General features: G+C 47.8%; 21 protein-coding genes. 11 read left to right on the forward strand and 10 right to left on the reverse strand.

Features of this window, described 5'->3' with window-relative positions; all coding sequences use genetic code 11:
* Positions 1-73: 73 nt before the first annotated feature.
* Complete coding sequence (locus VP472_RS05030) at positions 74-430, reverse strand: YtxH domain-containing protein (RefSeq protein ID WP_007409224.1); 357 nt, start codon at positions 428-430, stop codon at positions 74-76.
* Between the two features lie 117 nt (positions 431-547).
* On the opposite strand from VP472_RS05030, the gene VP472_RS05035 reads away from it, so the two are divergent.
* Positions 548-739 carry a membrane protein YhzF gene (locus VP472_RS05035; RefSeq protein WP_007409223.1) on the forward strand — a complete coding sequence of 64 codons (192 nt, stop codon included), beginning with the start codon at positions 548-550 and terminating at the stop codon, positions 737-739.
* A 57-nt stretch (positions 740-796) separates the two neighbouring features.
* Here the strand turns inward: VP472_RS05035 and VP472_RS05040 are convergent, their stop codons facing one another.
* From VP472_RS05040 to VP472_RS05050, 3 genes are all read right to left on the reverse strand, one after another.
* Entirely contained in the window at positions 797-1315 is a 519-nt protein-coding gene (locus VP472_RS05040) for a tryptophan transporter (protein ID WP_003155234.1), read from the reverse strand.
* Positions 1316-1435: 120 nt separating this feature from the next.
* On the reverse strand, positions 1436-2515 hold the full coding sequence (gene serC, locus VP472_RS05045; RefSeq protein WP_060386843.1) for a 3-phosphoserine/phosphohydroxythreonine transaminase: 1080 nt from the start codon (positions 2513-2515) through the stop codon (positions 1436-1438).
* Positions 2516-2651: 136 nt separating this feature from the next.
* A complete protein-coding gene (locus tag VP472_RS05050; protein ID WP_057080120.1) occupies positions 2652-3089 on the reverse strand; it encodes an HIT family protein in 438 nt (145 codons plus the stop codon).
* A gap of 490 nt (positions 3090-3579) precedes the next feature.
* Between VP472_RS05050 and ecsA the strand changes: the two genes are divergently transcribed.
* The 3 genes from ecsA to VP472_RS05065 are packed head-to-tail and all read left to right on the forward strand — an operon-like array spanning position 3580 to position 6300.
* Positions 3580-4323 (forward strand): ABC transporter ATP-binding protein EcsA, encoded by a 744-nt coding sequence (gene ecsA / locus VP472_RS05055; protein WP_003155231.1) that lies wholly within the window; start codon positions 3580-3582, stop codon positions 4321-4323.
* Positions 4316-5542 carry an ABC transporter permease gene (locus tag VP472_RS05060; protein WP_007409219.1) on the forward strand — a complete coding sequence of 409 codons (1227 nt, stop codon included), beginning with the start codon at positions 4316-4318 and terminating at the stop codon, positions 5540-5542. Before ecsA ends, VP472_RS05060 begins: the two co-directional genes overlap by 8 nt.
* 53 nt (positions 5543-5595) lie before the next feature.
* On the forward strand, positions 5596-6300 hold the full coding sequence (locus tag VP472_RS05065) for an EcsC family protein (protein WP_058906677.1): 705 nt from the start codon (positions 5596-5598) through the stop codon (positions 6298-6300).
* Positions 6301-6320: 20 nt separating this feature from the next.
* On the opposite strand, the gene VP472_RS05070 is transcribed toward VP472_RS05065, so the two are convergent.
* The 3 genes from VP472_RS05070 to hmoB form a co-directional block, all read right to left on the reverse strand.
* Complete coding sequence (locus VP472_RS05070) at positions 6321-7508, reverse strand: M20 family metallopeptidase (protein ID WP_146276453.1); 1188 nt, start codon at positions 7506-7508, stop codon at positions 6321-6323.
* 68 nt (positions 7509-7576) lie between these two features.
* The gene (locus VP472_RS05075; protein ID WP_146276455.1) at positions 7577-8962 is read right to left on the reverse strand and encodes a hypothetical protein; all 1386 of its coding nucleotides are present in this window, start codon (positions 8960-8962) and stop codon (positions 7577-7579) included.
* 118 nt (positions 8963-9080) lie between these two features.
* Positions 9081-9581 (reverse strand): heme-degrading oxygenase HmoB, encoded by a 501-nt coding sequence (hmoB, locus tag VP472_RS05080; RefSeq protein WP_003155224.1) that lies wholly within the window; start codon positions 9579-9581, stop codon positions 9081-9083.
* Positions 9582-9703: 122 nt separating this feature from the next.
* Here hmoB and VP472_RS05085 point away from each other — a divergent pair, with 122 nt between their 5' ends.
* From VP472_RS05085 to VP472_RS05110, 6 genes are all read left to right on the forward strand, one after another.
* Positions 9704-11845 carry a transglycosylase domain-containing protein gene (locus VP472_RS05085; protein ID WP_033574485.1) on the forward strand — a complete coding sequence of 714 codons (2142 nt, stop codon included), beginning with the start codon at positions 9704-9706 and terminating at the stop codon, positions 11843-11845.
* 123 nt (positions 11846-11968) lie between these two features.
* Positions 11969-13030 (forward strand): uroporphyrinogen decarboxylase, encoded by a 1062-nt coding sequence (gene hemE / locus VP472_RS05090; RefSeq protein ID WP_032875175.1) that lies wholly within the window; start codon positions 11969-11971, stop codon positions 13028-13030.
* Positions 13031-13145: 115 nt separating this feature from the next.
* The gene (gene hemH, locus VP472_RS05095; protein ID WP_003155221.1) at positions 13146-14081 is read left to right on the forward strand and encodes a ferrochelatase; all 936 of its coding nucleotides are present in this window, start codon (positions 13146-13148) and stop codon (positions 14079-14081) included.
* A 27-nt stretch (positions 14082-14108) separates the two neighbouring features.
* Positions 14109-15542, forward strand: coding sequence for a protoporphyrinogen oxidase (hemY, locus tag VP472_RS05100; protein ID WP_003155220.1), 1434 nt, complete (start codon positions 14109-14111; stop codon positions 15540-15542).
* 148 nt (positions 15543-15690) lie between these two features.
* Positions 15691-16263 (forward strand): TetR/AcrR family transcriptional regulator, encoded by a 573-nt coding sequence (locus VP472_RS05105; RefSeq protein ID WP_003155219.1) that lies wholly within the window; start codon positions 15691-15693, stop codon positions 16261-16263.
* Between the two features lie 74 nt (positions 16264-16337).
* Complete coding sequence (locus tag VP472_RS05110) at positions 16338-18671, forward strand: YhgE/Pip domain-containing protein (protein WP_014304734.1); 2334 nt, start codon at positions 16338-16340, stop codon at positions 18669-18671.
* Positions 18672-18721: 50 nt separating this feature from the next.
* Here VP472_RS05110 and fabHB read toward each other — a convergent pair whose 3' ends face one another.
* Entirely contained in the window at positions 18722-19699 is a 978-nt protein-coding gene (gene fabHB, locus VP472_RS05115) for a beta-ketoacyl-ACP synthase III FabHB (RefSeq protein ID WP_025852087.1), read from the reverse strand.
* A 138-nt stretch (positions 19700-19837) separates the two neighbouring features.
* Positions 19838-20035: a hypothetical protein gene (locus tag VP472_RS05120; protein ID WP_129091247.1), complete on the reverse strand. Its 198-nt coding sequence runs from the start codon at positions 20033-20035 to the stop codon at positions 19838-19840.
* Between the two features lie 131 nt (positions 20036-20166).
* On the opposite strand from VP472_RS05120, the gene VP472_RS05125 reads away from it, so the two are divergent.
* Positions 20167-21198 carry a M42 family metallopeptidase gene (locus VP472_RS05125; RefSeq protein ID WP_246879675.1) on the forward strand — a complete coding sequence of 344 codons (1032 nt, stop codon included), beginning with the start codon at positions 20167-20169 and terminating at the stop codon, positions 21196-21198.
* Between the two features lie 41 nt (positions 21199-21239).
* Here the strand turns inward: VP472_RS05125 and VP472_RS05130 are convergent, their stop codons facing one another.
* A complete protein-coding gene (locus VP472_RS05130; protein ID WP_007610442.1) occupies positions 21240-22529 on the reverse strand; it encodes a glutamate/proton symporter GltT in 1290 nt (429 codons plus the stop codon).
* Between the last annotated feature and the right edge of the window lie 175 nt (positions 22530-22704).

The following is a 22704-nucleotide window of genomic DNA, read 5'->3' on the forward strand; positions in this document are numbered from 1 at the left end:
TGTGAAAGGCTTTAAACCGCAAAAAAAAGTGCGGAACGCAATATGTCCGCACTTTTTTTGGTTGTATAGGATATTAGTTTTGTAAGGTTTTCTCCAGCTGTCTGATTTTCTCTTCAATATCAGCGATTTCCTTTTGGAGATCCTGCTGGTGCGGCTTGATTTCCTCCTGCCACCTTTTAATGCTGGTCTGAAGCTCTCCGCCTACGTCTTTAATGACTTCTGCGCTTTCTTTCGCCGTTTGGACAAGCTGGTCCTTAAGCGCCATTCCGTCTTTTTTTAACCGTTTGATTGTGTCCTCAATTGAATTGCAATTTGCTTTGATTTTGCCCCGCAGCTCTTTTCCGGATGAAGGAGCCGAAAGTAACACCGCTGCGCCTCCGATCAATCCGCCTACGAAAAGGCCTGTTAAAAGGGAACGTCCGTCAGCCATTTGAAATCACCCCGTTTTTTTTCTCATAACTTTTATCATTTTTGTTCAGAAGAATAAACTTCTATACATAGCTTGCTTTATTTTAGCATATTTTTTAAGGGAAAAGGAGGGAGAAGGTTGTCTGTCTTTATGATTGTTTTATCTTGTATGGCTCTTGTCTTTGCGGCGGGCGCCGTTTATTACCTGAAACTGCTCGGCCAGGCCGCTTCTTATCCGCCGAAGCGGGTCGTCCGCCAAAAGGCCATCGTCTGCTCAGCAGGAACCGCCCTCGCATTGTTCCTTATCTTTTTCACAAAACTTCTCGTATAAAACATGCTGAAACACATTAAAAAACCTCTTCCGGCCGGAAGAGGTTTCGGTATGCGGTTATTTCACCGTTTCAATCATATTGGACCGTTTTAAGATCGTCTGCACAATCGGATGCATAATGATAATGGCGATCGCATTCAGCGCAGCCGCCGGAAGGACGACCGCGAGCACCAAGGCGGTGAATCCGCCCGGCAGGCCGACAATCAGAAGGGCCAGCGCCAAAAAAAGCAAACCGGAGATGAAGGTGCCGGCTATCGTAATGACGGCGGCCGCCGCTGTCTTTACGCTCTTTTTCACCAAAAGCGCCAGCGCGAGAAACAGAAACGCCGTTACCGGTTTTTCAATGATATTCGGAAGCTGTCCGCCCGGAAAAGATGTCGTGAGTGCGGAAATAATTCCCGTTACAATCCCGATCATCAGCACGTTCTGCACACGGGGGAATAACAGAATACCCATAAACATCATCACAAGCATCATATCGGGTTTCATTCCGAATAATACCGGCGGCATAATGGAATGAAGCACCGCTCCGATTGCCGCAAACAGGGCCATAATGACTAATTCTTTTGTTTTCATACTAAGCTCTCCTCTGCTAAGCTTTTTCGCCATCCAATAATATGCTCGTCATTTATTGCGATGGCCGGAAAAATTGATATGCAAACAGTATATCAAAGGAACCGTTATGTTAGAAGAAATTTATTCGTTTTCCTGCTGGAACTTTTTCATAAACTGAGCCAGTTTTTCACAATCAGCCAGGCTGACGGCGTTGTAGATAGACGCCCTGCATCCTCCGACTGAGCGGTGGCCTCCGAGTCCGGTCATTTTAGCCGCTTTCGCTTCTTCAACGAATTTTTTCGTCAGACTGCTGTCGCGGAGGGTGAACGTGACGTTCATGTGAGAACGGCTGTCTTTTGCGGCATGCCCCGCGTAAAAACCGCCGCTTGCGTCGATTGTGCCGTACAGGACGTCGGCCTTTTCCTGATTGCGCCGTTCAGCCGCTTCGACACCTCCGTTTTCAGCCAGCCATTCAAGGACGAGGCTCAGCATATAAATCGCAAATGTAGGCGGCGTATTATACAGTGAATCGGCTTTTGTATGTGTGGAGTATTTCAAAATTTTAGGGACGTTGGCGTTTTCGTTTTCAAGCCATGATTTTTTCATGATGACGACCGTGACGCCGGACGGACCGAGGTTTTTCTGGGCTCCGCCATAGATGACATCAAACGTTTTGACATCAATTTTTCTGCTCAGGATGTCGCTTGACATGTCGGCTACGAGCGGGATCGGTGAATTCGGGAACTCTTTCCACTGCGTTCCGAAAATCGTGTTGTTGGACGTAAGATGCAGGTAGGCGCCGTCTTTGATTCCTGTGAGGTCCGCTTCCGGTATGTGGTTATGGTTTGAATCTGCGCTTGTTGCCGTGACAGATGTGTTTCCGAACAGTTTCGCCTCGGCGAGTGCTTTTTCAGACCATGCGCCCGTTACGATGAAGTGCGCCGTTTGCTGCGGCGTTAAAAAGTTCATCGGCAGCATGGAGAATTGAAGGCTTGCGCCGCCTTGAAGAAATAAAATATCATAATCGTCGGGAATATCCATCAGTTCTTTCAGAAGGCTTTTTGCTTTTTGATGCACCGCATCATATTCTTTGCTCCGGTGGGACAGCTCCATGACGGACATGCCGGTGTCATTGAAGTTGACAAATTCTTTCTGTGCTTTTTGCAGCACATCCAGTGGAAGGGCTGCGGGTCCTGCATTGAAATTCGTTGTACGTTCCATGTTTACGATCTCTCCCTGTTTTCCGCTTTAGTGTAAGAAATAATACAATTATCCTATCACAATTTTTTGATTTTTTTGATATGAAAAAATATAATTTTATGTTTTTTGTGTTACCGGACGCAAAAAAACCTCATCTTTAAGATGAGGCAAGCCGTTTTCTGACGGTTGAAGCGATCTCCTGAAGATCGTCAGGCGCATAGTCTTCGGCGTGGGTCTTCCAGACAGCCCCGAAACCGTCGCCTTTTCCGTAACGCGGAATGATATGCATGTGAAAATGGAACACCGATTGGCCCGCTTTTTCACCGTTGTTATTGAGAATATTCAGCCCGATCGGCTCGAATTCATCGCGGATGGCGCGTGCGATTTTTGGCACCGCTTCAAAATATTCTTTAGAAAGCTCAGGCGTAAACTCGTACACGTTTTCGATATGTGTTTTCGGGATCACGAGCGTATGGCCTTTTGTGACCTGGCTGATATCAAGAAACGCCACAACATGTTCATTTTCGTATACTTTTGAAGACGGAATGTCACCGGCAATGATTTTGCAGAAAATACAATCGTCCGCTTTGTGCATAGATGGGTTTCCTCCCTGAAAAGAAATATATGTATATTCTCATCGTACCACAAAAACGGCCAAAACAAAAAACAGGATGAACGGCTGCGCGTTCACCCTGATGCAGAAGTACGAGCTTTATCACAGAAAATTAAATATGCCTTTTGTAAGCACCTCATTTGTTTTTAAAATGAAGACTTATGGGTCTGCTTAATCATTCCTGGGACAAACACCTCATTTGATTATTTCATCATGAATGAAGAACATCATCAAAGCAGTGTGTGAAGAAATTGTAAGCACAGGACATGTTGATTTTCATCCAACTGTTCTAAGACGTCTTTTATAAACACCTCATTTTCAGTTGATTAAAGCTGTTTCCTTCTACATACATTATGATGTCCGCCAAAACGATAACTATGCACGCTTTTCACGTGAGAAAAAAAGGGAATCGTTTCAAATCAGACTTTATTTTTGGTACTATGAAGAAAAACGAATCAGAAGGGGAGAAATTATGTCTCTGCTATCGGTAAAAGACTTAACCGGCGGTTATACGAGAAACCCGGTCTTAAAAAATGTTTCATTCACCCTTGAGCCGAACCAGATTGTCGGACTCATCGGATTAAACGGCGCGGGCAAAAGCACGACGATCCGGCATATTATCGGATTAATGGACCCGCATAAAGGCTCGATTGAGCTGAACGGCAAGACGTTTTCGGAGGATAAGGAAAGCTACCGCTCGCAATTTACGTACATCCCCGAAACGCCGGTGCTGTATGAAGAACTGACGCTCAAAGAGCATCTGGAGCTGACGGCCATGGCGTACGGCCTTTCCAAAGAAACGCTTGAAAAAAGGCTTCCTCCGCTTCTGAAAGAATTCAGAATGGAAAAAAGGCTGAAATGGTTTCCCGCTCACTTTTCCAAAGGGATGAAGCAGAAGGTCATGATCATGTGCGCGTTTCTCGCGGAGCCTTCGCTTTATATCATTGACGAGCCGTTTCTCGGCCTTGACCCGCTGGCGATCAATGCATTGCTGGAGCGGATGGACGCCGCGAAAAAAGCCGGATCAAGCGTGCTGATGTCAACGCATATCCTGGCTACGGCAGAGCGCTACTGTGACGCTTTCATTATTTTACATAACGGCGAAGTGCGGGCAAGCGGCACACTGGAAGAACTGAGAGAGCAGTTCGGCATGAAAGACGCAGCTCTTGATGACTTGTATATTGAACTGACGAAGGAAGACGCCGGCCATGAATAATATGTCTACTATTTGGCAGTCCCGGCTTGAAGAGCATATAAAGGAAACCAGAATGTATATGAAATATATGCTCAATGATCATCTCGTCATTGTGCTGATCTTTTTTATTGCCGGCGCGGCGAGCTGGTACAGCAAGTGGGTCAAAGACATTCCCGTTCATTTTCCCTCATTTTGGGTGATGGCGGTGCTCTTTTCATTTGTGCTGACCGGTTCATACGTCCGGACGCTGTTAAAGGAAGCGGACCTCGTGTTTCTGCTGCCGCTTGAACCGAAAATGGGGACATACTTTAAGCATTCATTTAAGTACAGCTATCTGTCACAGCTGTTTCCGCTTATTGCTCTGTCGCTTGTATGCATGCCTCTGTTTTTCGCTGTAAGTCCGGGGGCGTCGCTTGCGTCGTATGCCGCCGTATTTATTCAGATGCTGGCGGTAAAAGCGTGGAATCAGGCCATGGAGTGGCGGATGACGTTTATGAATGACAGAAGCATGAAAATGATGGATGCGGTCATACGCTTTATCTGCAATATGTTGCTTTTATACTTCGTCTTACAGTCGTTTTATGTGTACGCTGCCGCCGTCTACATTGTGATGGCCGGCCTTTATGTGTATTTCACATCGGCCGCAAAACATAAATCATTAAAATGGGAAGCTCATATTGAATATGAATTAAGAAGGAAGCAGCGGTTTTACAGAATCGCCAATCTGTTTACCGATGTGCCTCACCTGAAAAAACAGGCAAAACGCCGGGCGTATCTCGACTTTTTGCTCAGAATGATTCCGTTTGAGCAGCGGAAAACGTTCTCCTATATGTATGCGCGGGCCTTTCTGCGTTCAAATGATTATCTCGGCATTCAGGTCAGGCTCACGATTATTTTTATCCTGATTATTATGCTCGTTTCCGCCAATCCGTGGATCACGGCGGCGTTAACCGTATTTACCGTCTTTATTACGGGAATACAGCTTCTTCCGCTGTTCGGGCATTTTCATCATCTTTCTCTGCAGGAGCTTTACCCGGTCAATCAGAAAGCGAAGCTGCAAAGTTTCTTTTCGCTGATGAAATCGGCATTAACCGTGCAGGCGCTGCTGTTCTGTGCAGCGTCAGCCTATGCCGCGGGAGTCAGCGGGGCGCTGTATGCGGCCGTTGCTTCAGCCGTTCTGATTTTTGTGATCATGCCTTCGTATATGGGCGGAAGATTGAAAAAGTACGGCAAGCTGTAATCAATCGGTAATCAATCGGGTTTTTGAAACCTCAATGAAAGAAGGAGACACAGATGACCGACGATCAGCAGCTGATACAGGAAGCACTGCAGTGGAAAGCGCGTTTTTTGCGCAAGGATTCCATGCTTGAACGCTTTTCTAAAGGAATGCAGGCGAAAATAAATGAGCGGATTCCCGATAAAATTCATGCCGTCATCACAGAAAGCATTAAAAAAATGACCGAAGCAACAATGACGGGTTCAAATCTGGTGAAAAGCAAGCGGGATACAAACGGTATGACGCTTGCTGAAAAAGATGCCCTCGCCAGACAAACCATCGCATCGTACCAAAAGGTCGCGGCAGCCGAAGGTATCGGTACGGGGGCCGGCGGAATTTTTTTAGGGATGGCTGATTTTCCTTTGCTGCTATCCATTAAAATGAAATGTCTGTTCGATCTTGCCTCCATTTACGGCTATGATGTGAAAGACAGGGATGAGCGATTGTTTTTGCTGTTTATTTTTCAGCTGGCTTTCTCAAGCGGTGAACAGCGGAAACGCATATACTCAATGATTGAACAGTGGGATTCGAAAAAGCATGATGTCGATTGGAGAGTTTTTCAGCAGGAATACCGCGATTATCTGGACGTGGTGAAATTGTTTCAGCTTTTGCCGGTCGTCGGAGCCGCCGTGGGCGGAGCGGCCAATTATAAACTGCTGTCACAGCTCGGTGAGACGGCAAGGCACGTTTTTCATTTAAGAATCACAACAGCCGGTACGTAATGTACCGGCTGTTTTTTATGTCAGCGGGGGTAGCTTACCGCGGCGCCGATAAGCACCTTGGCGGCCGTCAGCATCGCTTTTTCATTAAAATCAAATTTCGGGTGGTGATGAGGATAAATGGTTTCCGCATTTTCTGAAGCGGCGCCCGTAAAGAAAAAAGCGCCTTTTGTATGCTGCAGATAATAGGAAAAATCCTCTCCCGCCATCTGCGGCTCTCCTTCAATGACCTTCGTAACACCGTCTGTTTCCGCTGCGGCTGCCGCAGCGTGCGCCGCTTCCTCAGGATGATTGACGACGGCGGGATAGCCGCGTTTGAAACGATATTCATAGGAAGCGGAGTGCATGGAGCAGATTCCTTTTACGACGGCTTCTATTTCTGCTTCGAGCAGGCTGCGCACACTTTCGTCAAATGAGCGGACGGTGCCTGATATGACTGCCTGATCGGCAATCGCATTAAACGGATTTTCAGCGGTGAACGAGCCGGCTGAGATGACGGCCGGCTGCACCGGATTTACCCGCCGGCTGACGATATGCTGAAGAGCCGTGACGATTTGTGAGCCGATTAAAACGGCGTCTTTCGTATCGTGAGGGATCGCGCCGTGGCCGCCTTTGCCGATGACTTTAATCGTAAAGCCGTCAGCGGCGGCCATTACTGGGCCCGGGCGGCATAAGACCGTTCCGACGGGTTCAGTCGCCCATAGGTGTGTGCCGAAAATGGCATCGACATGTTCGAGGCAGCCGTCCTCAATCATTGCTTTTGCTCCGCCGGGAGATAATTCCTCAGCGTGCTGGTGGATCATCACAAATGACCCTTTCAGTTTTTCCCGGTTGCGATACAGCACTTTTCCGGCCGCGAGCAGAGCCGCCGTATGGCCGTCATGCCCGCAGGCGTGCATGACGCCGGGAATTTGTGAAGCATAGGGCACATCTTTTTCATCCTGTATCGGCAAAGCGTCAAAATCAGCTCTGAGTGCCACGACCGGTCCCGGTTCACCGCCTTCAATACAGGCTGTGACACCGTTGCCCCCGACATTCGTCCGTATGGGGACGCCGAGCTTTTCATAAAATGAGGCGATGAACGCCGGTGTTTTTTTCTCCTTAAAGGATGGCTCGGGATTCATGTGAAGGTGACGCCTGATTTCAACCATTTCCTCATACAGCCCGTCAAGCTGAGCGTTTAAGCTTTTTTGAAGTGTCGTTAACGTCAAAAGCGATGCCCCCTCGTTTGCTTTTCCCATGATTGTATAGAAAATGTCAGAAGATTTCAATCTTTTTGCTACGGGAGAATGATGATGGCGGCGATCGTCGTGACGATAAGTCCGGCCGCAACCGGGATAAAGTTTTTCCTGGCAAGCTCAAACGGGTCAACTTTACAAATAGCCGCAGCGGGAATCAGTGCCCAAGGGACCAATGTTCCGCCCCCGACCCAGATCGCTGAAATCTGGCCCAGCGCCGTTAAAACGGCCGGGTCCGTATGAAGCGCGGCAGAAAACAGCTTTGCCATCGAGCCTGCAAGAGATATACCGGAAAACCCAGACCCGTCGAGCCCGGTAATCGCACCGACTGCGGCCAGTGCGATGCCGGCGAATTCTCCGGACATCGGAAAAGAATGGGACAGGGCCAGTCCGAGGTCATTGACGATCCCCGCAGACCCTTTCGGCAGCGGGGTGTTCAAAATATTTTTAAACCCCGCGTCACCGAGATAAAAGAAGGCCGCGATCGGAATGACGGGGCCGAATACTTTAAAGCCGAATTGAAAACCGCCGATAAAATACTCGGTGATCTTTTCTAAATGCCGCTCTTTATATACAATGAAATGAATGATCAGGAGAATGCCGATCGCGGTTCCTCCGACGAGTGCCGTCGCATCGTTTCCTTGGAGGCGGTATACGATCATGCAGATAATATCGGCGAGAAAAACAAGCGGAATGAAAACCGCCAGGATCACCCTGAGTTTTTTCGGCAGATACATACTTGTGTCCAAAGAACCGGAGCTGTCCAAGGAGAGGGGGGCCTTCGTTTTTTTTCGATCCCGCATGATGAGGAAGAAAGCGGTGATTGTCGTCGTTAACCCCATGATCAAAACGAGCGGAATACTTGCCTGCATGACATCGCTCACGGGAATGCCCGCGGCGTCGGCCGTTAATTTCGGGGCCGCCTGAATGACGTAATCGCCCGATAAAGCGAATCCGTGGCCGAACAGGTTCATCGCCATAGCCGCGGCAATCGGAGAAAGGCCCGCCCGGATCGCTGCGGGAAGCAGCACAGCGCCGATCAGCGCCACCCCGGGTGACGGCCAGAAAAAAAGAGAGATGGCAAACATCAGACAGCCGATAACCCAATACGCGACAGCCGGCCCTTTCATCAGCTTTGCAAACGGAGAAATCATCGCTTCATTAATACCGGTTTCGGTCAAAATGCCGCTCATCGCCACGATAAAACAAATGATAAAAATCGTCGGCAGCAATTCTCCGGCGGCATACGTAAAGCTGTGAAACAGGCTGCTGACCGAAGCGGAGAATGAATGCGTCGTCCATAGCGCAATCACAAAAATGCCGGCGAGTGAAATAAAGGTTGTATCTTTTCTGAGAAGCATAAAAACGATAATGGCCGCGATAAAAGCAACATAAAGCAGATGTACCGAGTAGACGCCGATCCCCAATTGAACCACTCCGTTTATAAATAGGATTGCTACAGGGTATTCATAGGCGGGCGGAAGGTGCAAAGAAGGATGCGTAAAATCGGGACATCAAAAAAGCCGGAGAATCTCCGGCGGTTTTTTAGTCTATTGCGTAATAAGCGGTTACATAAGACGGACGGGAAAAAATAGACGTCGTGTCGATGCCGGCAGATGTTCCGCGTTTTTTATGAGCTTCCTGATAAGAGTTTGACTGCTGCCAATCCTGAAAGGCTTTTTCCTCTTCCCACAGGGTCAAAATGACATACGTATCGCCTTCGAGCGGTCTTAATACGCGGATGGCTTTAAAACCGGGTTCATTTTCCACTTTGCCGGCGCGGTTTTTAAACCGGTTTTCAAACAGCGGACGGCCTTCCTGGGTAACGGCGATGTTGTTGAGGACGGCGTAGCCCGGATTTTTGATTTCCCCGACGCTGTCGATGCTTTCATAGGAATGGGGCGCCTGAAAAACGGTTTCTCCATTTGTTTCATGAATTAAAACCGCATTATCCTCCCCCTGCATCAGCACCATATTCTCACTCGGGTGTTTCTTGGCAATCGTCTTTAAAAAATCGGCTGTCCCGTATGTAATATAAACCTTCATATCAGCCACCTCCTGCTTGCTAGTATATCAAAAGAGTGGTATAAGTTTCTATTGGCGACTCATTCTGACATAATTCGAAACAATATTTCCCATACTACAAGTTAAGAAAGGCGAGGTGACTTATGCTGAAAAAGAAAAAAAGATTCTTTATTCCGGCTGTAATTGCGGCGGCAACCGCTTTTCTCGCGTTAATCGGATACATTATCATTATATTTCTCGGCCATTATGTCATCGATGAAAAGAAATTAATACTGCACGCCTCTTCAAAAATCGTCGATCAAAACGGTGATGAAATCGCGAGCCTCTATACGGAAAATCGCGAGCCGGTATCCATTCAGCAGGTTCCGGAAGATGTGAGAGATGCCTTTATCGCCGTTGAAGATAAACGGTTTTACGAACATCACGGCATTGATGTGAAGTCTGTCGGCCGGGCGGTGTTCCGGGACGTTTTAGCAGGCGGCAAGGTGGAGGGCGGAAGCACGATCACCCAGCAGCTGGCGAAAAACATTTTTCTGACTCATGATAAAACATTTTTGCGCAAAACGAAGGAAGTCATTATCGCCATCAATCTTGAGCGTGATTACAGCAAGGACAAGCTGCTTGAAATGTACCTGAACCAGCTTTATTTCGGCCATGGCGTTTACGGCATTCAAGCCGCGTCCCACTACTACTTTAATAAAGAAGTAAAAGATTTAACCGTTGCAGAAGGAGCCGTTCTGGCAGCGATTCCGAAGGCGCCATCTCTTTATTCGCCGATTCAGCATCCGGATAAAAATAAAGAACGCCGCGATACGATTCTTGCAATGATGAACGATCAAGGCTATATCAGCGCCAAGGAAGCCGTCAGAGCCCAGGGCCGGACATTGGGGCTTAATGTCAAGAAAACATCAGAAACGCCTTGGTTTGACAGTTATATCGATCTTGTCATCAAGGAGGCGGAAGACCGTTATTCGATGTCAGGAGAACAGCTGCTTCAAGGCGGCTATACGATCCGGACGTCACTTGATTCCAAGCTGCAGAAAACGGCATATACCCTCATGAAGGAAAGCGGCTATTTTCCGGGGACGGATCAGGCGGCAGAGGGAAGCGCCGTCTTTATTGATAATAAAACCGGAGGCGTGCGCGCGGCGGTCGGCGGGCGCGACTATGTGGCAAAAGGATACAACAGGGTTACGGCGAAGCGGCAGCCGGGCTCAACGTTTAAGCCGATTGCCGTATACGGGCCCGCCATGCAGGAAGACAAGTTCAAACCATATTCGCTTCTCCAAGACAAACTGACGTCCTACGACGGGTATGAACCGAAAAATTATGACGGACAGTACAAGGGGGAAGTGACGATGCAGGATGCGATCACTTACAGCATAAATGCGCCCGCTGTCTGGACATTGAAGCAGATCGGCGTGGATACGGGAAAATCGTATCTTGAGAAAAACGGCATGAACATTTCTGACAACGGACTCGCGATTGCGCTGGGCGGTCTGTCTGAAGGCGTCACTCCGCTTCAGCTTGCCGGAGCTTATCATACCTTTGCGGCAAACGGAATGTATACGAAGCCATTTTTTATAGAGAACATCACGGACGAAGACGGAGAAACGTTATCCGGGCCTAAAAACGGCAAAACGCGCGTCTTCAGCGGACAGACGGCATGGAATATGACGAGAATGCTTCAGCAGGTTGTAAAAGAAGGAACCGCTTCACAAGGCAGCTATCAAGGTGACCTGGCGGGGAAAACCGGCACGACCACATTTACCGGCATCCCCGGCGCGACAAAGGACGCCTGGTTTGCGGGATACACTCCCGGACTGACGGGAGCCGTCTGGATGGGCTATGACAAAACGGATAAAACCCATTACCTGAAAGGCGGCAGCCAATACCCGGTCAGACTCTTTAAAGATATCGTCACAAAAGCGGGTGAAAACGGCCGGACATTCAAAAAGCCTGAAAATGTGAAGGAACTGGGCAGCCCGATTGAGCTGGAGGCGGTAAAATCCCTGTCGGCCCGTTATACATTTAAGGCGATGGGACTGATTACGGTTCAATTAAAATGGGATATTCAAAAGGATGATCGGGTTGTTTACCGAATATATGAGAAGAAAGACGGAAAAGACAAGCTTCTGGATTCGGTGAAAGGAAAAGGCAGCTTTGACATACCGTACGCCAATCTGTTTTCAGGGGCTTCATACAAAGTCGTTCCATATAATTCACAGACGAATCAAGAAGGAGAGGGAACGGAATACGTTCAGCCGAAGCTTTTTTCTTCTTAATCATGAATTCGGCGATTTTTTGAACATTAAGCCTCAATTCTATACCATTCAGAAAAAACAAGGTATAGTGTAATGGGCGAAGAACACGAACGTATGGTTGCAGGAGGAAAGGTGGAAATTCAGATGAGTAAACGAGAAGCGTTTAATGATACGTTTTTAAAAGCGGCACGGGGAGAAAAAACAAATCACGTCCCTGTCTGGTACATGAGACAGGCGGGGAGGTCTCAGCCGGAATACCGCAAGCTGAAAGAAAAGTACGGCTTAGTCGAAATTACGCATCAGCCCGAGCTGTGCGCGTATGTGACGAGGCTCCCGGTCGAGCAGTACGGAGTGGACGCTGCCATTTTATATAAAGATATTATGACGCCTCTTCCTTATATCGGAGTGGATGTTGAAATAAAAAACGGAATCGGCCCGGTGATCGATCAGCCGGTGCGCTCTGCTGCGGATATTGAAAAGCTCGGCGAACTGAATCCCGAACAGGATGTTCCTTACGTGCTGGAAACGATCCGATTACTCGTAAACGAACAGCTGAATGTTCCGCTCATCGGTTTTTCGGGAGCGCCTTTTACGCTGGCCAGTTATATGATTGAAGGCGGACCTTCTAAAAATTACAACAAAACAAAAGCGTTTATGCACAGTATGCCGCAAGCGTGGCAAATGCTGATGGACAAGCTGGCGGACATGATTATCGTTTATGTAAAAGCGCAGATTAATGCCGGCGCAAAAGCCATTCAGATTTTTGATTCATGGGTCGGCGCGCTGAACCGCGAAGATTACCGGCAGTTTATAAAACCGGTGATGGACAGAATATTCCGGGAGCTTTCAGCAGAGCAAGTTCCGCTGATCATGTTCGGCGTAGGCGCAAGCCACCTGGCCGGGGATTGGCATGACCTTCCTCTTGATGTCGTCGGTCTTGATTGGAGACTCGGCATAGATGACGCCAGAAAACAAGGCATTACAAAAACGGTTCAGGGCAATCTTGATCCGTCGCTTCTTCTTGCGCCTTGGGAAGTCATCGAGAAAAAAGCGAAAGCGATACTTGATCAAGGCATGAAAACGGACGGGTTTATTTTCAATTTAGGGCACGGCGTATTCCCTGATGTCAATCCGGCAACGCTGAAAAAGCTGACGGCGTTTGTACATGAATACTCCGCGGCCCAAAAAACGGAACAATCTTCCTGAGCAGATCGTTGGTTATAAGAAGATTTTCCTGTCAAACTGAGCAGATCGTTGGTTATAAGAAGATTTTCCTGTCAAAATCAAGGTAGACAGACCATCAAAAGAGGTGTTTAACTAAATGAGCAGCAAAAAGAAAATGGGACTTCTCGTCATGGCTTACGGAACGCCTTACAAAGAAGAAGACATAGAACGCTATTATACACATATCAGACGCGGAAGAAAGCCTGAGCCGCACATGCTTCAAGATTTAAAAGACAGATATGAAGCGATCGGAGGCATTTCTCCGCTGGCAAAAATCACGCAGGAGCAGGCGGAGAAGCTCGCACAGCGTTTAAATGAAATCCAGGACGACGTAACATTCAAAGTGTACATCGGATTAAAACATATTGAACCGTTTATTGAAGATGCGGTGGCGGACATGCATAAAGACGGCATTACAGAAGCTGTCAGCCTTGTGCTCGCCCCTCATTTTTCAACATTCAGCGTCCAGTCATACAACAAACGCGCGAAAGAAGAAGCGGAGAAGCTCGGCGGCTTGACCATCAAGTCTGTTGAAAGCTGGTATGATGAACCGAAATTCGTTGATTATTGGGTCGGCCAGGTGAAGAAAACGTATGAATCAATGCCGAAAGAAGAACGGGATGACGCGATGCTGATCGTCTCAGCGCACAGCCTTCCTGAAAAAATTAAAGAATACGGCGATCCGTATCCTGACCAGCTGGAGGAATCCGCAAAACTGATTGCCGAAGGCGCCGGAATTACCGATTACGCAGTCGGCTGGCAAAGCGAAGGGAACACCCCTGATCCGTGGCTCGGGCCGGATGTGCAGGATCTCACGCGCGAGCTGTATCAAAAGCATCCTTATAAAGCATTTGTATACGTGCCCGCCGGCTTCGTTGCCGATCATTTAGAGGTGCTTTACGATAATGATTATGAATGCAAAGCTGTGACCGAAGAAGTCGGCGCAAGCTACTATCGTCCGGCCATGCCGAACGCACAGCCTGAATTTATCGACGCGCTTGCAGCGGTCGTGCTGAAAGAGCTGGACAAGTAGAATTAAACGGTAAAGAAGGCGATAAAAATGAGTGGCGATAAAAAACATCTGGTCATCATCGGCGGCGGCATAACGGGATTAGCCGCCGCCTTCTACATGGAAAAAGAAATCAAGGAAAAACAGCTGCCGCTTGAGGTCACCCTGATCGAAGCGGGACCGAGAGCGGGCGGCAAAATTCAGACGGCGCATAAAGACGGCTACATCATTGAGCGGGGGCCGGATTCTTTTTTGGAAAGGAAAAAAAGCGCGCCGCAGCTCGTTAAGGATTTGGGGCTTGAGCATCTGCTCGTCAACAATGCGACCGGCCAGTCTTACGTGCTCGTCAATGAGACGCTTCATCCGATGCCGAAGGGCGCGGTGATGGGCATTCCGACCAAAATCGCTCCGTTCATCTCCACCGGTTTATTTTCTGTTCCCGGAAAAGCGCGGGCGGCGCTTGACTTTGTCCTGCCTGCGAGCAAACCGAAGGAAGATCAGTCTCTCGGTGAATTTTTCCGCAGACGCGTCGGTGACGAAGTCGTTGAGAATTTAATAGAACCGCTTTTATCAGGGATTTATGCCGGAGATATTGATAAGCTGAGCCTCATGTCCACGTTTCCGCAATTCTATCAGACTGAGCAAAAGCACAGAAGCCTGATTCTCGGTATGAAAAAATCACGTCCGCAGCCTTCGGGACAGCAGCTGACGGCCAAAAAGCAGGGCCAGTTTTTAACGCTGACGACAGGGCTTCAAACGTTGGTGGAGGAGCTGGAAAAGCAGCTTACGCTGACAAAGGTGATGAAAGGAACGAAAGTCACTCATATCGGCCGCGAGGAGAAGGGATATTCCGTGACGCTTGATAACGGCAAAGTGCTCTATGCGGAAGGATGCATAGTGACAGCCCCGCATAAAGCCGCGGCGAAAATGCTTTCTGATCTGCCGGCGGTTTCATGTCTCAAAGACATGCATTCTACGTCCGTTGCCAACGTCGCCTTAGGTTTTCCTGAGGGAGCCGTCAAGATGGAGCATGAAGGTACGGGATTCGTTATCTCAAGAAACAGCGATTTCTCCATCACGGCCTGCACATGGACGAATAAAAAATGGCCGCACGCGGCGCCGGAGGGCAAAACGCTTCTCAGGGCGTACGTCGGAAAGGCCGGAGATGAATCCATCGTAGATCTTTCAGATAACGAGATCATTAAAATCGTAATGGAAGATTTGAAAAAAGTAATGAAAATAAATGGCGAACCGGAAATGACCTGTGTGACCCGCTGGAACGAAAGCATGCCGCAATACCATGTCGGCCATAAGGAGCGCATCAAAGAGTTCAGAGATGCGCTGAAAGCTTCCTATCCGGGCGTATACGCGACGGGCGCGTCTTTCGAAGGGGTGGGCATCCCCGACTGTATCGACCAGGGAAAAGCCGCCGTATATGATTCACTGGCATATTTATTTGAAACGTACCAGCCTCCGTTATCGTAAAACGGAGGTTTTTTTGCATGTTCCCGTTCTGTAAAGGGAACACCAATAAAGAGAAAAAACATTTGAATCTTCTTTGCGACTGTGATAAGTTATCTTATGTACAAAATGACTAAAACGTTCAAACGGTCAATTTAACGAGGTGGGAAACATGTCCGTCGATCGGAAAAAGCTCATTCTGGAAGCGGCAACGAAGTCTTTTACACAATTCGGCTACAAAGCAACGACAATGGATCTGGTGGCAAAGCTTGCAAATGTGGGGAAGGGAACCATCTACACGTTTTTCAAAAACAAAGAAGAACTGTTTGATGATATTTTCACCACTATTTTAAGAGAAATGAAGGAACACGCAGACGAAGCGATGAAACCGGAGCTTTCATTTCACGAAAATGTTCACCGGGCGCTTGTCGCGATTTTGGAATTCAGAAAAACACACCAGCTGACTATTAAAATTTTTCAGGAGAACGCCGAGATTGGTACAATAGCCGTTCAGGATGTCATTGCGAAAATGGAGCGGGCCATTCTGTCATACATTAAAGAAAAGATAGAAACAGCCATTGAAAACGGAAGCATTAAACCGTGTGATCCGGAACTGACCGCTTTTGTGATGCTCAAGCTCTACATCGCGCTGATATTTGACTGGGAAAAAAACCATCCGCCTCTTGAAAAAGAGACGATCGCCGAATTGCTGGAAATGTATGTTGGTCAAGGATTATCTAAATAATAGATGATCCTTCACTTTTTAGGTGCCGTGACCGTTTTGTCAAATGAGTCAGTTTGCGGAAGGAGGCAACAGGGTTGAATACAATAAAAAGCCAGTGGAAAGACATTGTAACGAACAAGAAACTGTTAATCCCCATCATTGCCATATTATTCGTTCCGCTGATCTACAGCGGAGTGTTTTTGAAGGCGTACTGGGACCCGTACGGCACGGTGGATCAGCTGCCGGTTGTCGTTGTCAACCAGGATAAAGGGGCGGACTACGAAGGGAAACATCTTCAGATCGGTGACGATCTTGTGAAAGAGTTAAAGAAAAATGATAATTTTGATTGGCATTTTTCAAACGATCTTGATCAATCGTTAAAGGACTTATTAAATGCTAAATATTATTTATTGGTCGAGATTCCTGAAGATTTTTCTAAAAACGCCAGCACGGTAATGGATAAAAATCCGAAGAAGCTGGATCTGAAATATCATACGAATGCCGGATCAAACTATGTCGGCGCGACAATCGGAGAAAAGGCGATCGACAAGCTGAAAGCCTCCGTGTCGAAAGAAGTGACGGAGCAATACGCAAAAGTCATTTTTGACAATTTTAAAGATATTGCCAAAGGACTCGGCAAAGCCAGCAGCGGCGCCAAGAAAATAGACGACGGCACGAAAAACGCGAAAGACGGCAGCGCCAAGCTGAAGGAAAATTTAGCGAAGCTTACTGAAAGCACCGCCACCATCGGCGATAAAACGCAGCAGCTTGCAGACGGAGCGGCGAAAGTGACAAGCGGAATTCAAACGCTTGACAGCTCTATCGCAAAACTTCAGAGCGCAAGCGCCGAAATTCAAGATAAATCAGGACAGATTGCTTCAGGAGGAGGCCAAGTGGCCAGCGGGCTGAAAACGAGCCTTGACGCACAAAAGCAGCTCCAGCAAAAGCTTCCGGATTTAACGAATGGATTAAGTGCGTTAAACAGCAAGGCGCAGGAAGTGTCGCAAAAAGCGGCGGCATTTGAAGATGCGATCAATTCAGTCAACCTCTCAGATATTGAAAAAGCGGTTGGGGAGCTTGAGCAGACTGAAAAGGAATTGCAGCAGTTTAAGAAAAAGCTTTCTGATCTGAAAAACAGCCTGGATGCCCGGGATGACGCGGTCAAAAAGGTGATTAAGGACAGTGATTTCTTAACGGATGAGCAAAAAGCGAAACTTGTTCAGCTTCTGAATGAGAAGCTTCCGAAGGCTGACCTTCCGGATTTAGACAATATCGTCAGCCAGCTTCCGTCCGGCGGAGATATCCAGCTTCCGGATATGTCAGTCATAAAAAGCGCGCTGGCAGATGTAAAAGCGAAGGCTGATCAGCTGAAAGCACTGCCTCAGTCCACATCGAAACTGTATAACGGCGCGGCGGCGGTACAAGACGCGATTAACCAGCTGACGGCTGGAACTGATAAATTGTACAGCGGAGCGCAGACCGTCTTTGAAAGCCAAAACAAATTGACGGCCGGTATCGGCGAATACAACAGCAAGTTCGGACAGCTCAAATCAGGATCAGAAGCGTTAGTGTCAGGGAGCGGCCAGGTGTCTGGCGGCTTAACGAAACTGCTGGACGCGCAAAACAAAATCCATGATGGCTCGTCCAAAATTGAGCAGGGTCAAGCGTCTCTCGGCACCGGTTTAAGCAAACTTTTAGACGGCACCGGACAATTGTCCAGCCAGCTGAAAGATGCGGCTGATCAAACCGGGGACATTAAGACAGATGACAAAACGTACAGCATGTTTGCCGATCCGGTAAAAACGGACGATAACGCGATTCATTCCGTGCCTAACTACGGTACCGGACTGACGCCTTATATTCTCTCTATGGGCTTGTATGTCGGCGGATTGATGCTGACGGTCGTATTCCCTCTGAGTGAAGCTTCAGGGCGTCCGAGAAACGGTTTTGAATGGTTCCTCAGCAAATTCAGCGTCATTCTGCTCGTCGGACTGATTCAATCCGTAATAGTCGCCACGGTTCTGTTAAAAGGAATCGGGCTTGATGTGGAAAGCACTTGGAGATTCTATCTCTTTACGATGATTACCAGCATCGCGTTCCTGTCGATGATTCAATTATTGGCGACAACGATGGGAAATCCGGGACGCTTTATCGCTGTCATCATTCTGGTGCTCCAGCTTGGGGCAAGCGGAGGAACCTTCCCGCTTGAACTCCTGCCGGGATTCTATCAAGTGATTCACGGGGCACTGCCGATGACTTACAGCATCAACGGGTTCCGTGCCGTCATTTCAAATGGCGATTACGGCTATATGTGGCAGCAGGCATCCATTCTGTTGGGCATCGCCGTTGTCATGATCGCGCTGACCATCGTGTATTTTACGGTGCAAAGCAAAAAAGAACACAAAACGGAAGAAGAAATAACAGCATAAGAAAAAGAGGCGCTGAGCAGATGCTCAGCGCCTCTTTTTTTTGATTTCGATTAAAATCCCCATCTCACCAACAGTCCGGTATACGTCAATCCGCCGCCGAACCCGAACAATACCAGCGTCTGGCCTTCCGACAGTTTTTTTGCTTTCACAGCTTCATCCAAAGCGAGAATAATAGAAACCGATGAAGTGTTGCCGTAATATTCAACGCTTGTCAATGTCCGTTCAAGCGGGAAGGGCAGTTTTTCACAGATGGATTCGATCATCCGCATGTTGGCGCTGTGAGGAACGAACCAATCCAGATCGTCTTTTGAAAAGCCGGCTTTTTCTAAAAGGGCATTGCATTCCTCAGGCACGGTTCTGGCCGCCCATTTATATACTTCGCGCCCGTTTTGCACCATATTTCCTCCGCCTTTAAGCGGCTTGCCGTTTAATTCTGCGCTCAGTCCCGTGCGATACAGCACGTCCGCGCTTCCTCCCGCTGTTCCTTGCACGGCTGCCAAAAAGCCCGGCGCTGATTCGTCGCGTTCCACCAATAGGGCGCCTGCAGCGTCTCCGAAAAGAACGCAGGTCGTCCGGTCAGTATAATCCGTTACCTTTGATAATGTTTCACCGGCAATGACAATCACTTTTTGATGGGAACCGGCGGTAATTAATGCGTCTGCGAGCTGAAGGCCGTAAGTGAGTCCGGCGCATGTGGCGTTAATATCAAGCGCTCCCGTGTGCGGCCAGCCGAAGTAAGCCTGAACGCGTGCCGCGGTGCTTGGAAACGCATAGTCCGCCGTCGTTGTGGCGACAAGGATCATATCGACATCATCAAGAGTTCCGCTGTATCGTTCTGCAAGGTTTTTCACCGCTTCCACACACAAATCCGATGTGAATTCATGTTCGCCGGCAATGCGTCTTTCCTTCATACCGGTGCGCTGGACGATCCATTCATCAGATGTATCGACGATGCGCTCCAAATCCGCGTTTGTTAATCGGCGTGCCGGAGCATATGTACCGATTGCTGTAATTTTAGATTTTGACATGAAAAAATCACTCCTTTATATCAGATTATAACACCTGATATTATTACTTGGTACTAATTTTAATAAAAAAAACCCAAGCAGCATCCGCTGTTTGGGGAGCATGAGAAATTTATTTGTAAAACGGGTTTGTGTGAACGATTACCAATGACGGCAGCAGCGGCGGCATGAATGATGATGCTTCTTTTTGTCTTTCTTCTTTTTTTCTTTCTTCTTTTTACAGTGATCTTTTTCTTTTTTACAGCACCAGAAGGCTGCACCAGACCAATCATCCTCAAACCAATCCTCAAACCAATCATTATGAAACCTTTTCCGCTTGTGCGGTTTACGGCTGATCATACATTTCCCTCCTATGCTCATGCTCCCTTCATTCTATGAAAAAAGAGCAGGAAAAGATTGGACGGGTTATGGATCAAAAGAGTATATTTTAAGAAGAATAAAATTGATAGGAGGAATGACCTGTGGCAAATATGAAACATACGATGGAACTGATTAAAGAACTGGTGTCGATTCCGAGTCCGACGGGCAATACATACGAGGTTATCGCCTATACAGAAAGCCTTTTAAAAGACTGGGGCGTCTCCTCTTACAGAAACCGCAAAGGCGGTCTTTTTGTCACAATTCCCGGCCGTGATGACAAGAAACACAGATTGCTGACGGCGCATGTCGATACGCTCGGCGCGATGGTAAAGGAAATAAAGGCGGACGGCCGGCTGAAGATTGACTTGATCGGCGGCTTCCGATATCACTCGATTGAAGGGGAATATTGCGAGATCCAAACTTCTTCCGGCAAAACCTATACAGGCACCATCTTAATGCATCAGACTTCAGTGCACGTCTACAAGGACGCCGGCAAGGCAGAGCGGAATCAGGAGAATATGGAAGTCCGCCTTGATGAACCTGTCCGGACGAAGGAAGAGACGTCCGATCTCGGCATCAGGGTCGGCGATTTCATCTCATTTGACCCGCGTGTGCAGATTACGCCGAGCGGCTTTATTAAGTCCCGTCATCTTGATGACAAAGCGAGCGTGGCTCTGCTCTTGAATTTAATCCGCCGCATCACGGAAGAGAAAATCGAACTTCCGTATACGACGCATTTTCTGATTTCTAATAATGAAGAAATCGGCTACGGCGGCAATTCCAACATTCCTCCTGAGACCGTCGAATACTTGGCTGTTGATATGGGAGCGATCGGCGACGGCCAGTCTACGGATGAATATACCGTCTCCATTTGTGTGAAGGATGCGAGCGGCCCGTACCATTATCAGCTCAGAAAACATCTGGCCGGGCTTGCGGAGCGCTATGGCATTGATTATCAGCTTGATATTTATCCGTATTACGGTTCTGATGCCTCAGCAGCCATCCGTTCGGGCCATGACATCGTCCACGGGCTGATCGGACCGGGAATTGACGCTTCACACGCTTTTGAACGCACGCATGAATTATCGCTTCTTAATACGGCGAAGCTTTTGCACCGGTACGTTCTATCGCCGATGGCATAAAAAAACCCTGCGCGGAAATCATTCCGTGCAGGGTTTTCATTTTAACCTGAGATGGTTGTGTTTTGTTCTGTTTTGGCGAGGCTCATGACCTTCGCGCCTTTAACGGGATCATACTGGCCTTCCCATTTTGACATCACCACGGATGCCAGCGCGTTTCCGGTCAGATTGACGACCGTTCGGGCCATGTCCATAATCCGGTCAACACCGGCGATGAATGCAAGGCCTTCTGCAGGAACGCCGATTGTGCCGAGTGTCGCAAGCAGGACGACGAAAGAAGTCCCGGGCACGGCAGCCATTCCTTTGGAAGTGACCATCAAGACAAGCACAAGGGTAATCTGCTGCCAAATGGTCAAGTCAATGTGGTATACCTGAGCGAGGAATAAAGCGGCGATTGATTGGTACAGCACAGATCCGTCTAAGTTAAAGGTATATCCGATCGGCACAACAAAGGAAACAATACCTTTCGGACAGCCGATTTTCTCCATCTTCTCCATGATGCGGGGGAGTACGGTTTCGGAGCTTGACGTACTGAACGCCAATAAAATTTCATCCTTCATATAGGCGAGGAATTTGAAAATGTTTAAACCGGCAAGCTTTCCGACGATTCCGAATACAACAATGAGAAAGAAAGCCAAAGCTACGTATACTAAACCGACCAGTTTACCGAGTGAAAGCAGGGAACTGAGCCCAAATTTGGAAACGGTAACACCAATCAACGCAAAAACACCAAACGGCGCAACTTTCATGACGAGGTTCACAACATGGAACATCGCATGAGAAACACCTTCAAAGAAGGCTAATACGGGCTTTCCTTTTTCACCGATTGCCGAGATGCCGAGTGCAAACAGCACGGTAAAGCAGATGATGGCAAGCAGATCTCCTTCGGCTAATGATTGGAAGAAGTTTGTCGGTACGATATGCAGGAATGTGTCCGCAACGGATTTACCGCTTTGTTCTTTTTCTGTTTCAACATATTGACTGATATCTGTTTTTTGAGCTTCATGTATATTAACGCCTGCTCCCGGCTGAAAAAGATTCGCCAAAGCCAGCCCGAGAATAATGGCAAAAGTGGTAATGATCTCAAAATACAAAATCGTTCTGAAGCCTAATTTTCCGACTTGTTTTCCGCTTCCCGCGCCGGCAACGCCGATGATTAAGCTGGAGACGACAATTGGAATCACTATCATTTTGATTAAGCGTAAAAACAAATCGCCGATAGGCTGTAAATATGTTGGAATGGCAGGATTGCCGTACCAGATGACACCGACTACAACCCCTAGTATGAGTCCGACGAAAATTTGCGTCGCTAGTCCAAAGCGTAATTTTTTCATAGATTACCTCCCGAAGAAAAAAGTGCAATAAGTATCTAAAAAGATAGCTATTAGAACAAATTATAATAGAAAAGAAAACAATCCGTCTATAGAAAAATATAGATTGAAAATACTGAATCTTTTAAAACGTACAGATAATTGCTAATAATGGTGAATAACTCCCTATTCAGAAAGT

The organism is Bacillus sp. MT(2024) (assembly GCF_036362845.1).
Classification (GTDB): domain Bacteria; phylum Bacillota; class Bacilli; order Bacillales; family Bacillaceae; genus Bacillus; species Bacillus velezensis.

Bases quoted from the DNA above. Each gene is read 5' to 3' on its own strand.
- serC (WP_060386843.1), bottom strand. From the start codon at position 2,515: ATGGAACGTACAACGAATTTCAATGCAGGACCCGCAGCCCTTCCACTG.
- VP472_RS05050 (WP_057080120.1), bottom strand. From the start codon at position 3,089: ATGCACAAAGCGGACGATTGTATTTTCTGCAAAATCATTGCCGGTGAC.
- hemY (WP_003155220.1), top strand. From the start codon at position 14,109: ATGAGTGGCGATAAAAAACATCTGGTCATCATCGGCGGCGGCATAACG.
- hemE (WP_032875175.1), top strand. From the start codon at position 11,969: ATGAGTAAACGAGAAGCGTTTAATGATACGTTTTTAAAAGCGGCACGG.
- ecsA (WP_003155231.1), top strand. From the start codon at position 3,580: ATGTCTCTGCTATCGGTAAAAGACTTAACCGGCGGTTATACGAGAAAC.
- VP472_RS05130 (WP_007610442.1), bottom strand. From the start codon at position 22,529: ATGAAAAAATTACGCTTTGGACTAGCGACGCAAATTTTCGTCGGACTC.
- VP472_RS05125 (WP_246879675.1), top strand. From the start codon at position 20,167: ATGAAACATACGATGGAACTGATTAAAGAACTGGTGTCGATTCCGAGT.
- fabHB (WP_025852087.1), bottom strand. From the start codon at position 19,699: ATGTCAAAATCTAAAATTACAGCAATCGGTACATATGCTCCGGCACGC.
- VP472_RS05060 (WP_007409219.1), top strand. From the start codon at position 4,316: ATGAATAATATGTCTACTATTTGGCAGTCCCGGCTTGAAGAGCATATA.
- VP472_RS05085 (WP_033574485.1), top strand. From the start codon at position 9,704: ATGCTGAAAAAGAAAAAAAGATTCTTTATTCCGGCTGTAATTGCGGCG.
- VP472_RS05040 (WP_003155234.1), bottom strand. From the start codon at position 1,315: ATGAAAACAAAAGAATTAGTCATTATGGCCCTGTTTGCGGCAATCGGA.
- VP472_RS05030 (WP_007409224.1), bottom strand. From the start codon at position 430: ATGGCTGACGGACGTTCCCTTTTAACAGGCCTTTTCGTAGGCGGATTG.
- hmoB (WP_003155224.1), bottom strand. From the start codon at position 9,581: ATGAAGGTTTATATTACATACGGGACAGCCGATTTTTTAAAGACGATT.
- VP472_RS05065 (WP_058906677.1), top strand. From the start codon at position 5,596: ATGACCGACGATCAGCAGCTGATACAGGAAGCACTGCAGTGGAAAGCG.
- hemH (WP_003155221.1), top strand. From the start codon at position 13,146: ATGAGCAGCAAAAAGAAAATGGGACTTCTCGTCATGGCTTACGGAACG.
- VP472_RS05105 (WP_003155219.1), top strand. From the start codon at position 15,691: ATGTCCGTCGATCGGAAAAAGCTCATTCTGGAAGCGGCAACGAAGTCT.
- VP472_RS05120 (WP_129091247.1), bottom strand. From the start codon at position 20,035: ATGATCAGCCGTAAACCGCACAAGCGGAAAAGGTTTCATAATGATTGG.